Origin of the sequence: Pseudoalteromonas sp. OF5H-5, assembly GCF_021530695.1 — a bacterium.
Classification (GTDB): Bacteria; Pseudomonadota; Gammaproteobacteria; order Enterobacterales; family Alteromonadaceae; genus Pseudoalteromonas.
In genome coordinates this window covers 274058-287717 of the sequence record NZ_JAKGBF010000007.1, presented here as the reverse complement: position 1 = coordinate 287717, position 13660 = coordinate 274058, and the positions used below count along the sequence as shown (strand labels likewise).

Genomic DNA, 13660 nt, shown 5'->3' with positions numbered 1-13660 from the left:
TTTGAGCGCCGCTGATTTTCACAATATCAAACTCATTTTAAAATAGGCTCTCACTCAATCCCGAACTCTCCCACATATTCCCGTAGTTTTCGCACAATTAGCTATAGAGTTTTTGTACATTGGATCAAGTTTCGGCTCAAAGATAATGTGGAACACCCATGTACATCAAAACCCGTTTCAACAATACGACGGTTTTTTCTGTTTGGGTATAGCTTTGGGGCATAGAAAGGCTCGCGAGGTGCACTCACTCCCACCATAAACACAGTATTGTGGGAGGTTTGAGAGGGTTAGGTGGTTAAATAACGCGAGAGAAGCGGGTGTTTTTGACTTGGTTTTGTAAGTAAGCATCAAAGCACATGCAGATGATGCGAATAAACAAATTGCCGTTACTTGTGACTTTTATGGTGTGTTCATTCAGCTCTACCAGTCCATCTGCTGCTAGCGGCTCTAGAGCGTTAAGTGCTTGATCGAAATATTCGTCAAAATTTATATCATAACGTTGCTCGAACACCTTTTTATCTAACTCAAAATGACAAATAAGCTGTTTGATCACAGCCGCGCGTATTTCATCATCACCACTTAAGGTTATCCCTTTAGTGATCGCACATCTTTTATCACTTAAAGCATGATAATAAGGTTTTAACTCTTTCTCATTTTGCAAGATCATATGACCAATTTGAGAAATGGATGACACACCAAGACCTAACAGGTCGCACTCGCCATGAGTGGTATAGCCTTGAAAATTACGGTGTAGATGCCCTTCATTTTGCGCCACAGCTAGCTCATCGTCTTTTTTGGCGAAGTGATCCATACCGATGAATTGATATCCAGCAGTGGTCATCTGTTCCAGTGTTTGCTTAAAGATCTCAAGTTTTTCTCCCGCACTTGGCATGTCGGCCTCTTTTAGCTTTCGCTGTGCTGCAAATCTATCCGGAAGATGGGCATAGTTAAATACAGAGACTCTATCGGGAGAAAGCGCAATAAGTTGCTCAATCGTTTGCTTGTAGCTCTCTACTGTTTGAAATGGTAACCCATAGATCATATCCATATTAATAGATTTAAAACCGAGCGTTCTCGCTTCAGTTAAGATAGCCAGCACTTCATCTAGATGCTGTGGGCGGTTTACCGCAGCTTGTACTTCATCATTAAAATCTTGTACGCCAAAAGACACACGATTAAATCCGAGCTCGTGTAGGTGACGCATCATATTTGGTGCAAGTGATCTTGGGTCTATTTCAATACCACGCTGTGCACTTTGAGAGAAGTTAAATGCACTATTGAGCATTTCGATTAGACGTGTCATTTGCTCTGTAGTTAAGAAAGTTGGTGTACCACCGCCTAAATGAAGTTGTTCTACACGATACTCAGAAAATAGCAGCGCTTTTGCTGCGATTTCTTGTGCTAAGTAATCTAGGTAAACGTCAGCTTTGGATTGATGACGAGTAATGATTTTATTACAGCCACAGTAGTAACATAGTTGATGACAAAAAGGGATATGAATATACAGCGAGAGTGAACGAGATTTAGAGCCCGTAATAGCCGCTTGTAACTCTTTTTGGCTATAACCAGACTCAAGCGATAAGGCCGTTGGATATGAGGTATATCTAGGACCAGATATATTGTACTTGTTGATAAGGGAATCATTCCAAATAGGTAAATTAATCACGATACGCACTCTCGAGTTTTATTAAGAGTGTCAGTGTACTTTTTACCGTCTAGGTTAGATTTGCCTCAGATCAAAACACGCCGCGATTGCGACGTGTTTTGGTGTTTGATTAAAGCTTAAATTGGTTGACTGTTGAGTTCAGCGCCTTGGCTAAGTCGTTCAAGTCACGGGCTTCATCTGCCAGTACATTGGCGTGGTTGGCCGTGCTATTAACGAGCTCATTAATTTGGTTAAGACTATTGTTAATATCTTCTGCAACAACGGTTTGCTGCTCTGTTGATGTCGCAATTTGATGGCTCTGGTCTTGTACTGTCGTGACCGACTCTGTGATTTCTTTTAAGGCATCAAGCACGGCTTGCGTTTCCTCTACGGTCCCCTCTGCGCGGTCTTGACCTTGCTGCATCATCACTGAAGCTTGTTGTGCAATTTGCTGTAAACGAGAGATCATATTACGAATGTCATCGGTAGACTCTTGCGTGCGGCTTGCAAGCGATCTGACTTCATCAGCAACCACCGCAAAGCCTCGACCTTGCTCGCCCGCTCTGGCGGCTTCTATGGCGGCATTGAGTGCCAGTAAGTTCGTTTGTTCAGCAATACCGTTAATCACATCGATAACAGCACCTATGTTACTGGTTTCTTGTTCAAGTCCGGCAACCACTTTTGCGGCCTCACCAATATGGAGTGCTAGTTCAGTCATGACTTCTTGGGCTTGTGATGAACGTCCTGCACCTTCATTGGTAATACGTTGTACGACATCAGCGGCTTGGTTGGTCTCTTGTGCATTACGTGAGATTTCAGTCACCGTAGCTGCCATCTCGGTCACTGCCGCGCTTACGCTATCGACCTGTTCTTTTTCGCGCTGAATTTCGCTGTTAGTATTGTTTGATACTTCACGCAATTGGGCGGAAGCATTACTTAATTGTTCAGCTTGTGCTGCGGTATCGAGCATCATTGCTCTAAGTTTATCGATGAAGGTATTCATATGCAGCGCGAGTTGACCAACTTCATCTTTACTGGTGATATCGATACGTCTAGTTAGGTCGCCTTCACCTGATGCGATGTCTCGCATGGTTTCGGTAAGCGCTACAATCGGTTTGGTGATCATTTGCGTGGCGAGCAAGATCATTGCCACGATAATGGCTAAGATAATAATCAAGGCTGTGATTGTGCTCATTACGGCGTCATTTACAGGCGCTTCGATCAGCGACACCGGAATAAGTAGGCCAACGTGCCAATCCAATAGGGGGTTGTCTAATTTCACATTGTCATAAACAACATAATACGCTTCCCCTTTGAACGTGACTGTACTATTGCCAACGGGGTTACGCTTGATAGCGGCATTTAGAGCGTCAAAGCCTGATGTATTGGCAAACTGGGATTCAAGGCCATCTAAACCTTCTTTGCCTTTCTCGCCTTCATCTGTGGTAGAGAGTGAATGACCAGTACGCTTGGATAAATGCACAACATTTAAATCACCATCGAGCAAAAAGCCAAAACCTTTATCTTGAAACTTGATACGTTCAACCATATCGTTCAATTTATTGATCTGTAAGTCGACGCCACCCATGGCGACGAGTTTGCCGCCGTTATTGTAGATAGGTTGACGGATCACAGCAGACACTGCACCGGTATTGATATCGGTGGCAATTGGACCAACATACAATTTACCTACATCAAGCGTATCCTGCCACCATGGGCGCTGATAGGCGTAGTAAGGTCGACCATCTGAATATGCTGATGTACGATCATTTTCTTTAAAATATTCACCGGTGTTTGCTGAGGCAATAAATGCTGAGAGAATATTTTCATCACCTTTGGCGATTCTAACCAAGTCTTCATTGACCTCTTGATAGTCTTTATCTTTAGTCAGATCGGCGCCACGGGTATTATAATTTTCAAACCAATGAATGTTGTGAGGCGTAGAAACAAAGGTTTCAACTACTTTGCCGTATTGGCCAAAGAATGCTTCCATCGCCAATTTTTCAGCTTGAATATAGCTTTGCGTTTCTCGTTCAATTCCATCTCGAGAGAGCGTTGCAATATGGCTGACGAAAAAGCTTGATGCAATAATTAATAATACGGAAATGGTGCCGCCAATTAGCAGCAATATTTTCTTTCTAAGGGATAAATTCTCAAGCATGACACTTCTTATTTTTAGCTTATGCAAACGGTAATCAAACCATAGATAACAGGAGAACGCCACCGTTTGCGTTAACTTCTTTTACATAGATAATACAAGGTAACTTCTTGGTTAAGGTAATATTCATATGAAAGTATTAAATCGCAGTCTGGTGGTACTGGGCGCGGGTTGGCTCGGTGAAGCGTTGTGTCGCGAAGCTGAGTTGCAAGGGTGGCAAATAGAAGGCACCAGAACCCAAGCTAGCGAGATGCATAGCTGGTCAAGGCAGCTGGTCTTGACTGAAAATGGCACCTTAGCGCACTCAATTTCTTTACACAGCGCGTATTGGGTGTGTGCGATCCCACCAAGAGCTAGGTATGTCGATAGTAACTATTTAGAAACGCTAGAACAGGCATTGTTACTTGCAAAGAAGATGTCAGCAGCAGGTTTCTTATTGTGTTCGACCACTGGCGTTTATAGCACCGAAAATGGTGAATATGATGAACAAGGTAAGTTAGCAGATAAAGCCAACCGGCGTGTTGATATACTAAGAACTGCTGAAGAGATGGTGCTTAACACAGGCGGCAAGGTTGTACGCTTAGCAGGTCTTCAAGGTCCCGGTAGGGAGCCTGGGCGATTTGTAGCAGGAAAAGCTTTATCTAGCTCAGCGAATGGTAGAGTGAATATGGTTCATCGCGGTGATGTTGTTACCGCAATCAATACCGTGATCGCGCAATGGCAGGATGCTGCAGACATTTATAATGTTTGCTATCCAGCGCACCCCACGAGACAGGCGTTTTATCAATATCACTGTGAAAAGTTAGGGACTGAGATGCCAAGTTTCGCTTCGTCAAAAGAAGAAGCGCGCATTATCAAAGCCGAGCGTATTACCAAACTCGGCTTTGCCTACCATCATCCGATTGTTAATGAATCTAAGTTAGGCTGAAGGTAAGAGTTGTGCTGGTAGCAAGTGCGCCAGTGCAGCTTGACCCAATAACGCATTAGCACTTTCAATATCAGGTGCAAAATACCTATCTTTGTCATAAAAGCTCACGACTGCTCGTAATATTTGCTGAGCTGTAGCCACTTTGTCAGATGGCTTAAGTGGCGCTCTAAAATCTAACCCCTGCGCTGCAGCAAGATATTCAACTGCGAGTACACCTTGGGTGTTGTCAGCCATTTCCTGTAAGCGTCTTGCCGCAAAGGTTGCCATGGAAACATGGTCTTCTTGGTTTGCCGAGGTTGGGAGGCTGTCAACACTGCCAGGATGTGCGAGTGTTTTGTTTTCAGAGGCCAGTGCTGCAGCGGTGACTTGCGCAATCATAAAGCCCGAGTTTACACCGCCATTGTTAACTAAGAAAGGAGGCAGTTTTGATAAGCTCGAATCAATAAGCAGCGCGATACGACGCTCAGCCAATGCACCAATTTCAGCAATGGCTAGCGCTAGGTTATCAGCCGCCATCGCGATAGGCTCAGCATGGAAGTTGCCGCCAGAAATAATATCTCCAGCATCAGCAAATACCAGCGGGTTATCTGTTACCCCATTGGATTCTACAAGGATCACCTCAGCGGCCTGGCGGATCTGAGTTAAACAGGCACCAAGCACCTGTGGTTGACAACGTAAGCAATAAGGATCTTGTACTTTTTCACAATCAACATGAGCATCACTTATTTCTGAGCGAGTTTGTAAGATATCTCTAAACGCCAGTGCGGTGTCGATTTGGCCTTGCTGGCCACGGACTTCGTGAATACGCGCATCAAACGGCGAGCGGCTGCCCATAGCTGCTTCAATGCTCATTGAACCAACGACACAGCTTTGCGCATAAAGATCTTCTGCTCTGAATAGGCCTTGCAGTGCAAAGGCTGTAGATGCTTGTGTTCCGTTAAGTAGTGCGAGACCTTCTTTTGCAGCTAAAGTAAGTGGTTCAAGTCCTGCTATTTTTAACCCATCGAGGGCATCGATAAGCTCACCACGATAGCGGACCTGGCCTTCGCCAAGGATCGGTAAACACATATGCGATAGTGGTGCGAGATCGCCTGATGCCCCGACCGAGCCCTTCTTGGGCACACAAGGATAGACCTCGGCATTAACCAAGGCCGCTAAGAATTCAATTACATCCAAGCGGATCCCAGAGAAACCACGAGAGAGTGAATTGATTTTTAGCACCATCATGAGTCGAACGGTGCTATCGTCCATTAACTCGCCAATACCGGCTGCGTGCGACAGTACAATAGAGCGTTGTAGCAACTCTAATTCGTCTTTTGCAATTTTGGTGTTGGCCAGCAAGCCAAAACCAGTATTAATACCGTAAACGGTGCGCCCTTCTTTGATCACTTGCTGAACTGTATCTGCACTGTTAGCAATAGCGGCTTTCGCTGATTCGTCTAAGCTGAGATGAACAGGCTGTTGATTGATTTGTCGTAACGTGTTTAAAGTCAGTTGGCCTGGGATTAAATTTAGTGAGTACATACTTACTTTCCTTCCAGCATAGGTAAATCTAGTTTTTGTTCTTTTGCACAGTCTTTGGCTATGTCATAGCCGGCATCGGCATGACGCATTACACCGGTACCTGGGTCATTCCATAGTACGCGAGATAAACGGGCGTCTGCTTCGTCTGTGCCATCTGCCACAATAACGACTCCCGAATGTTGACTGAAGCCCATACCAACGCCACCGCCGTGATGCAGTGAGACCCAAGTTGCACCGCCAGCCGTGTTTAACAAGGCATTGAGTAACGGCCAGTCCGATACTGCATCTGAACCATCCATCATCGATTCCGTTTCACGGTTTGGACTGGCTACAGAGCCAGAATCTAAGTGATCACGACCAATCACAATCGGTGCTTTGAGTTCACCATTTTTGACCATTTCGTTGAATGCTCGTGCTAAACGCGCTCTGTCCTTCAGTCCAACCCAGCAAATACGAGCTGGCAGGCCTTGGAATTGAATGCGCTCGCGCGCCATATCTAACCAATTGTGAAGGTGTGGGTCATCTGGGATAAGCTCTTTAACTTTCGCATCTGTTTTATAAATATCTTCAGGATCGCCAGACAGCGCAACCCAACGGAATGGACCTATGCCTTGGCAAAACAGTGGACGAATATAGGCTGGAACAAAGCCCGGGAAATCAAAGGCGTTATCAACCCCTTCTTCTAAGGCCATTTGGCGAATGTTATTCCCGTAGTCAGTTGTTGCGGCTCCGCGCGATTGCAGCGTTAGCATGGCTTGTACTTGCACCGCCATAGATTGTTTTGCGGCTTTTACAACTGCTTTTGGAGCGCTTTCGCGAAGCGCGGCTGCCTGAGCCATAGTCCATGTTTGCGGTAAGTAGCCGTTTAGTGGGTCGTGCGCAGAAGTTTGATCGGTCACTACGTCAGGCGTGATATTGCGCTCAACCAATTCAGCATACACATCCGCTGCATTGCCCAGCAGGCCAACCGATACTGGTTGTCCAGCAGCCTTAGCTTCATCAATAATAGCTAATGCATCATCAAGTGTGGTTGCCTTTCGGTCAACATAACGTGTGTTAAGACGAAAATCGATTCGTGACTCATCACACTCAACAACGAGGGCGCTAAAGCCTGCCATAGTTGCTGCGAGTGGTTGTGCGCCGCCCATCCCGCCAAGGCCACCCGTTAATATCCACTTGCCTTTTGCCTCACCATTAAAGTGTTGCTTTGCCATTGCTACAAAGGTCTCGTATGTGCCTTGTACTATGCCTTGTGAGCCAATATAGATCCAAGAACCAGCGGTCATCTGGCCGTACATCATCAGGCCTTTTTTATCGAGTTCGTTGAAGTGATCCCAGTTAGCCCAATGTGGTACTAAATTTGAGTTAGCAATTAATACGCGAGGAGCGTTGCTATGAGTTTTGAATACGCCAACAGGTTTACCTGATTGCACCAGTAAGGTTTCGTCTTCTTCTAAGCGGTCTAACGTTTCAACGATTTTATCGAAGCATGCCCAGTCGCGAGCGGCGCGGCCAATACCGCCATAAACTACTAGTGCATTTGGGTGCTCCGCAACTTCAGGGTCAAGGTTATTCATCAACATTCGCTTTGCGGCTTCAGTAAGCCAGTTCTTTGCGGTAATGTCTGCACCTCGTGGCGCGCGGATCTCGCGGCTAGGGTCTAATCTTGGGTTATCACTCATTCTGCTCTCTCCTGTTGTATATACAACCTAAGTGAAACGTCTAGTTGCTGCGATTGCTTAGTTTCGCTAGGTTATTAGTCTATTTGTATTGCATGGCAATCTAGGCCGCCATGTCGTTTTGATTATCTGTCGCGATGTTTGGCGACACTTTATGTGTTACGACCTTTGCTTAAAGGTGAGATGACCACCTAAGCGATATTTACTGCCTGGCGAAATTAATCTTGCGAAGCTAACAATGCCTTTCGCAGACCAAGTTCGGCGGATCATTTGTAAGCATGGTTCTTCATTATAAAGTCCGAGCCATTGGCAAACCTCTCGTGATGGCATAACTGCTTCAACGGTGTGTCTAGCCTCTGTGAGCGGCGCGACTTGAGATAAATATTCATGAGGGGTGGTCAGTTCAAAGTTTTGGTCTAAATACTCCGGTGCCAACTGTGGATTGACAAAGCGCTCTTCGACTTGCAGTGGTTGTTCATTTTCATTATGTACAATTACGCTTCTGTAGACTGGCGCGTCCGCTTCTACACCTAGTGCAATGGCGATAGGCGCTACTGCAGCAATAAGTTCAAGCGTTAGTACGGTACATGAGTATTTGCCATTGCGTGCGTTGACCTCGTCGGCAATATTGCGGATCTCAAGTAACGAAGACTGAGATTTAAAACTGGCAACAAAAGTACCTAGACCTTGGCTACGAGTTAAAATTCCGGCTTCAGTTAGCTCGCTTAATGCTCGTCTTGCGGTCATTCGGCTAACATTAAATTGGTCAGCTAACTCATTTTCCGACGGCACGCGCTCGTTCTCGAGCCAGCGCGCGGCGCGAATATTATCGATAATATATTGTTTTATCAGCGCAAATTTAGGAAGCTCAGGCACAATTGTTGTCTCGAGTTCATATTTATGTAAATAAAGATGGCACACTTCTCTTGTATATACAAGTATCCCTGATAGACTCAATGAATAAATCTCGCAGTGAGCGAGTTTCTTTCAATGTGTTGGCATATGGATTTGATTTAGATTAGGACAAGTATGATGTTAGAAGCCGATTTGCTTATTATCGATGTCAATATTGCAACTATGGATCCCAATTTGGATACCCCTTATGGTGCGATAGAAAACGCAGCGATCGCCATTAAAGATGGCAAAATTAATTGGTTAGGCCCTCGTAGTGAATTACCTGAGGTTGACGCCATTGCAACACCTATTCATAAAGCCAATGGCCAATGGTTGACCCCAGGGTTAATCGACTGCCACACGCATATTTTATTTGCAGGCTCTCGGGCCAACGAATTTGAGCAACGATTACTGGGGGCGTCATATCAACAGATTGCCGCGCAAGGTGGTGGTATCGCAAGTACCGTTAAGGCGACACGATTGGCAGACAGAGAAACGCTGTATGTTAACGGTAAGAACCGCTTGAATAGTTTACTCAAAGAAGGGGTTACCACGGTTGAAAGTAAATCGGGTTACGGCCTCGACGTTGAAAATGAGCTAAAACTGCTAGAAATTAATCAACTACTTAATGAGCATCACCCGGTTGATGTGCATAGCACGTTCTTGGGCGCACATGCATTACCCCCAGAATACAAAGATAATAGCCAAGCCTACATTGATTTAGTCTGTGATGAGATGCTGCCACAAGTTGCTTCGCGCCAATTAGCAACGGCTGTTGATGTATTTTGTGAGAACGTCGGATTTACCTATCAGCAAACTGAGCAAGTATTTACTCGAGCACAACAGTTGGGATTACAGGTTAAATGTCATGCTGAGCAGCTATCTAATCAGCATGGCAGTGAGCTGGTGGCAAAGTTTAAAGGGCTTTCAGCGGATCATATTGAATATCTTGATGAAGCAGGTGTGGAAGCAATGGCGAACGGGGATGTTACTGCGGTACTTTTACCTGGTGCTTTTTATTTCTTACGAGAAACGCAATTACCACCAATTGACTTGCTTAGAAAGCACAAAGTAGCAATGGCACTCGCGAGCGACTTCAATCCAGGTACTGCGCCTTTGTGCTCACTGCGATTAATGCTAAATATGGCATGCACATTATTTAGAATGACACCGGAAGAAGCGCTTAGCGGTGTTACGGTTAATGCTGCGAAAGCCTTGGGGTTGAGCGACCGTGGAGTATTGAAAGTTGGAACGCGCGCGGACTTAGCGTTATGGGACATTACCCATCCTGCACAGTTAAGTTATCAATTTGGTGTAGCGGACCTGTCAAATTTGTGGATCTTAGGTAAACTTAATCAGTAATGATCCTTTTATAAGCAACAAATTATGCTTTCAATTTCAACAGCTAGTGGCGGAGCCACGGAATTATTGCTGTCTGAAGGAATAGCGATACTAATTACGCCAATGATGGCTGGCATGGCCGGAGCCATTGTAATGGGGGCGTTAGCATTAATGTTGCAGCGCCCCTCTGGTATGCTCAAGCTGGCTCACCTTAGCAGTGCGACACTTGCAATACTGCTCGCCTTTACGGGCAATATCACTACATTACATTTACTTACTCTGACGATACTCCTGTATCTATTCCATGGCTTACAGGAGCACAAAAGTGGCTTATTGTTGATAAGTGCTGCTGCGATAATCACTTTGGTAATGTGGACTGTGTCTGAATATCTATGGACATTTCCTGCCCAGCATGGCGCAATTGTCATTGTGTTTATGTATATTCTTTTCCTTGCCTATCAAGCGTATAGCAGCGCAAATGAATTTGAATTGAAAGAACACAATGATGACCACACCGAGCATGAAAGTTTGGGGTTACCTGGTCGGCAAAGTTTTAAACGTGCTTTTAATGAATATCGCCAAACGGAAGGGAGCCCTTGTATGCTCGTGCTAGTCCGTCTCATGGGTTTCGAGCAGGTAAATTTTCATTTAGGGCGTGAGTTTGGTGACTTGCTGCTAGCTCAGTCGGCTAATCGTATTGCACAATGTTTGCAATCAGGCGATGTTATGGCCATCACTCATGGCAATGAAACTGCGAAAATGGCGCATCTAGGTGGTCTTAACTTTGCGTTTGTATGTTCGTTAAAGCATGGTAAGCACTTTCATGAGCAGCTGATAGAGGAAATATCAAACAGCACTTTAAAGCCATTCAATGTTGGTAGCTGTACGTTAGAGATCATGATGCGTGCGAGTTATGTGAATTGCGATGAAGAAATGGGGCAGCTTGAGAACCTGATTTCTTGCGTGTTTTTAGCGCTAGATACACAATCAGAAGCGCATCAGCATAGCCATCAACAGGTCGTGCCGTATCAACAACGTATGCAAATTCATCGGCTGGAGCAACAGGTTAGGTTGTCGGAGTTAGCTAAAATCAACTTTAGATCTGAATTTGAGCTCTATTTTCATCCAGTCGTTCGTCATGAAGATAACAGCATTGAGTTTGTGGAATTATTGTTGCGTTGGCAGCATCCAAAGCAAGGGATTTTAAGTGCCAATGAGTTTATTGATGATATTCGTTTAGTTGGACTTGCCATTCCCGTTGCTGAATATGTATTAGAGCGTGCATGCGAAATTGCATTGGCACTGAAAATGGAAGGGATCAGCGTTCCCATCAGTATTAATGTCTTTGGTGCTGAGCTCTTGAGCGAAAGCTTTATCGAATTTATTGACTACACTATGCTCAACCATCAGTTAAGCCCTGGCGCTATCATTATCGAGTGTCCAGCTAGTATGCTTGCCGAACTAGATGAGCAAGAAATTGCGATGATCAGTCGTTTGAAGAACTTGGGTGTAAAAATGTGTGTCGATAGCTTTGGTGATGCGCCGCTGGTACTTGCTAAATTACCCGCACTGCGTTTTGAGTACGTGAAACTGTCGCGCAATATGACGCAAGAACCAGAGCATATGGGGCATACCAAATCCTTGGTAAAAGGCATTGTAGAGATGCATCAAGAAAAGCACTGTCGCGTGATTGGCGAGGGTATTGAATCTCTCGGGCAACTCGAGTTTGTAAAAAGCATTGGCACGGTGGCAGCGCAAGGGTTTTACTTTTCTCGACCACAGAACAGCAATATTTTGATCAGTTGGCTGAAACAAAGGCTACCTCAATAACTAGGAGCGCCTTACCTTTACATTGGTTTGGCTGTGACAGTGTTTAGCGCCTCTGTTGACGGGTACTTAAATAAGCGTTCGCAAGGTTCGTTAGTATTTGGCCACAATGTTCGATACCCGCCTGCTCACCAAGTGGGTGTCTAGCCGGGGCTGCTTCACATAAGTGCAAATATTTAGCATTTCGAGCCTGAGCCATACGGTACACAAAATATTCGGCATCGCTACTTGTGAAGCCTTGATAGGTCAGGGCACTTGCAGGCATACCGACGATGGCATCAACGTCTAACTCTACGCCTAATGGAATGTCGCTTGGCATCGTTGCCAACGCTTTGTCGAGTGATGCGGATAAACTCTGAGTTTGCCTGGTTTTTATCGCTTGATAACTTGAAAATCCGAATCCAGCGTTTTGCAATTGAGTAAGGATTGTTTGGTTGTTTTTGTGCTCGTGCAAGCCGATGACATGATAATGCGACAAACTACCAGCTTGATGCGCGTAACTGAAGCCATTACCGCTATGTCGCCCTTCACAAGCTCGAAAGTCAGCATGAGGGTCAAAGTTGATGGCACCAGCGGCATGCTTGCTGGCCTCAAAATGTGCCTGCAAAATACCAAAAGCATTATTGTGACCACCACCAATGATAATTGGCTCCAAGCCTGCAGCAAAGATAGGTGCTAGGGTTGCAATAACTTGGTTGTCGAGGTCAGCACAGAGAGTGCGCAGCTGCGCTAGCTGTTCGCTATTAGCGTTATCGAGCGATAGTGCACGCGTTTGAATAGCGAGGGTATCCACCTCGCCTAGCAACAAAACCTTATCGCCTGACAAAAACTGGTTATCGGGCTGATTCAAAAAGCGTTTTAAGAAGGCTTGCCAACCGAGCTCGGCGCCGCCTTGCCCGCAATTGGCGCGCGGACCTATATCCTCGGGGATCCCCAACAACACGTAACGGATCCCAAATTGGGCCGCGTCTCTAAGCGAAGCCGCGTAGTCATGATCACATTGTAAAAAGCTTATGCTTTGCCAAATTCTGGTTTCACCGGCTCTTGCACTGACAAAAGTGGCAATATTACTTTCATCATATATACGGACTGCTGTACTCATGACTGTTACTTCTAGCGCTTAATTGTCTTCGTTATCATCTTCTAAAATTAACTCTTCCGCAGAGATGATAATGCCGGTGGAGTCGGCGTAAACAAAATCATCTTCGTAAAAAGAGACACCTGCGAAATTAACGGGAATGCCGACTTCGCCGCTGCCACTGCTATCTGCTGCTACTGGGATAGAAGCGATTGCTTGAATGCCAATATCGCTTTCTTCTAATTCATCAACATGGCGCACCGCGCCGTAAACGATGATGCCTTGCCAGTTGTTCTCGACCGCTAGCTCAGCTAAATCAATATCAACCAGTGCACGACGAGTTGAACCACCACCATCAACGAGCAGCACACGACCAGTACCGTCTTGTTGTAGTACATCTTGGATTTGCTCATTGTTTTCAAAACATTTGACGGTAGTGATACGACCACTAAATGACGTCTGGCCGCCAAAATTGATGAACATAGGCTCTAGCACATCAACCACATCAGCAAAGTGGTCGCAAAGATCAGAAGTGCTGTATTCCATATTGAATCCTCGAATATTGATTGTCGATAACCAGTATACT

At 45.4% G+C, this 13660-nt stretch carries 10 protein-coding genes; 3 read left to right on the top strand and 7 right to left on the bottom strand.

From position 1 onward, the window contains the following. Nucleotides 1-295: 295 nt before the first annotated feature. Nucleotides 296-1666 (bottom strand): oxygen-independent coproporphyrinogen III oxidase, encoded by a 1371-nt coding sequence (gene hemN / locus L1271_RS12835; RefSeq protein ID WP_235368007.1) that lies wholly within the window; start codon nucleotides 1664-1666, stop codon nucleotides 296-298. Between the two features lie 109 nt (nucleotides 1667-1775). Continuing rightward, nucleotides 1776-3806, bottom strand: coding sequence for a methyl-accepting chemotaxis protein (locus tag L1271_RS12830; RefSeq protein WP_235368006.1), 2031 nt, complete (start codon nucleotides 3804-3806; stop codon nucleotides 1776-1778). 127 nt (nucleotides 3807-3933) lie between these two features. On the opposite strand from L1271_RS12830, the gene L1271_RS12825 reads away from it, so the two are divergent. Beyond that, nucleotides 3934-4731: an NADP-binding protein gene (locus tag L1271_RS12825; protein WP_235368005.1), complete on the top strand. Its 798-nt coding sequence runs from the start codon at nucleotides 3934-3936 to the stop codon at nucleotides 4729-4731. On the opposite strand, the gene hutH is transcribed toward L1271_RS12825, so the two are convergent. From hutH to hutC, 3 genes are all read right to left on the bottom strand, one after another. Then, on the bottom strand, nucleotides 4723-6255 hold the full coding sequence (hutH, locus tag L1271_RS12820; protein WP_235368004.1) for a histidine ammonia-lyase: 1533 nt from the start codon (nucleotides 6253-6255) through the stop codon (nucleotides 4723-4725). The genes L1271_RS12825 and hutH overlap by 9 nt on opposite strands. A gap of 2 nt (nucleotides 6256-6257) precedes the next feature. Continuing rightward, entirely contained in the window at nucleotides 6258-7937 is a 1680-nt protein-coding gene (gene hutU / locus L1271_RS12815; RefSeq protein ID WP_235368003.1) for a urocanate hydratase, read from the bottom strand. 156 nt (nucleotides 7938-8093) lie between these two features. Next, on the bottom strand, nucleotides 8094-8855 hold the full coding sequence (gene hutC, locus L1271_RS12810; protein WP_010368955.1) for a histidine utilization repressor: 762 nt from the start codon (nucleotides 8853-8855) through the stop codon (nucleotides 8094-8096). A 111-nt stretch (nucleotides 8856-8966) separates the two neighbouring features. Between hutC and hutI the strand changes: the two genes are divergently transcribed. Together hutI and L1271_RS12800 are read left to right on the top strand one after the other, a co-directional pair. Next, entirely contained in the window at nucleotides 8967-10190 is a 1224-nt protein-coding gene (hutI, locus tag L1271_RS12805; protein WP_235368011.1) for an imidazolonepropionase, read from the top strand. A gap of 24 nt (nucleotides 10191-10214) precedes the next feature. Next, nucleotides 10215-11999 carry an EAL domain-containing protein gene (locus L1271_RS12800; RefSeq protein ID WP_010607044.1) on the top strand — a complete coding sequence of 595 codons (1785 nt, stop codon included), beginning with the start codon at nucleotides 10215-10217 and terminating at the stop codon, nucleotides 11997-11999. Nucleotides 12000-12042: 43 nt separating this feature from the next. On the opposite strand, the gene L1271_RS12795 is transcribed toward L1271_RS12800, so the two are convergent. Both L1271_RS12795 and rraA read right to left on the bottom strand, forming a co-directional pair. Beyond that, entirely contained in the window at nucleotides 12043-13098 is a 1056-nt protein-coding gene (locus tag L1271_RS12795; protein WP_235368002.1) for an arginase family protein, read from the bottom strand. Nucleotides 13099-13116: 18 nt separating this feature from the next. Then, the gene (gene rraA, locus L1271_RS12790; RefSeq protein ID WP_010607046.1) at nucleotides 13117-13620 is read right to left on the bottom strand and encodes a ribonuclease E activity regulator RraA; all 504 of its coding nucleotides are present in this window, start codon (nucleotides 13618-13620) and stop codon (nucleotides 13117-13119) included. Nucleotides 13621-13660: the final 40 nt, after the last annotated feature.

What these genes read in the sequence shown, in the direction of transcription:
- L1271_RS12830 (WP_235368006.1), bottom strand. Translation starts at nt 3,806, where the DNA reads ATGCTTGAGAATTTATCCCTTAGAAAGAAAATATTGCTGCTAATTGGC.
- L1271_RS12825 (WP_235368005.1), top strand. Translation starts at nt 3,934, where the DNA reads ATGAAAGTATTAAATCGCAGTCTGGTGGTACTGGGCGCGGGTTGGCTC.
- hutH (WP_235368004.1), bottom strand. Translation starts at nt 6,255, where the DNA reads ATGTACTCACTAAATTTAATCCCAGGCCAACTGACTTTAAACACGTTA.
- hutU (WP_235368003.1), bottom strand. Translation starts at nt 7,937, where the DNA reads ATGAGTGATAACCCAAGATTAGACCCTAGCCGCGAGATCCGCGCGCCA.
- hutI (WP_235368011.1), top strand. Translation starts at nt 8,967, where the DNA reads ATGTTAGAAGCCGATTTGCTTATTATCGATGTCAATATTGCAACTATG.
- L1271_RS12800 (WP_010607044.1), top strand. Translation starts at nt 10,215, where the DNA reads ATGCTTTCAATTTCAACAGCTAGTGGCGGAGCCACGGAATTATTGCTG.
- L1271_RS12795 (WP_235368002.1), bottom strand. Translation starts at nt 13,098, where the DNA reads ATGAGTACAGCAGTCCGTATATATGATGAAAGTAATATTGCCACTTTT.
- rraA (WP_010607046.1), bottom strand. Translation starts at nt 13,620, where the DNA reads ATGGAATACAGCACTTCTGATCTTTGCGACCACTTTGCTGATGTGGTT.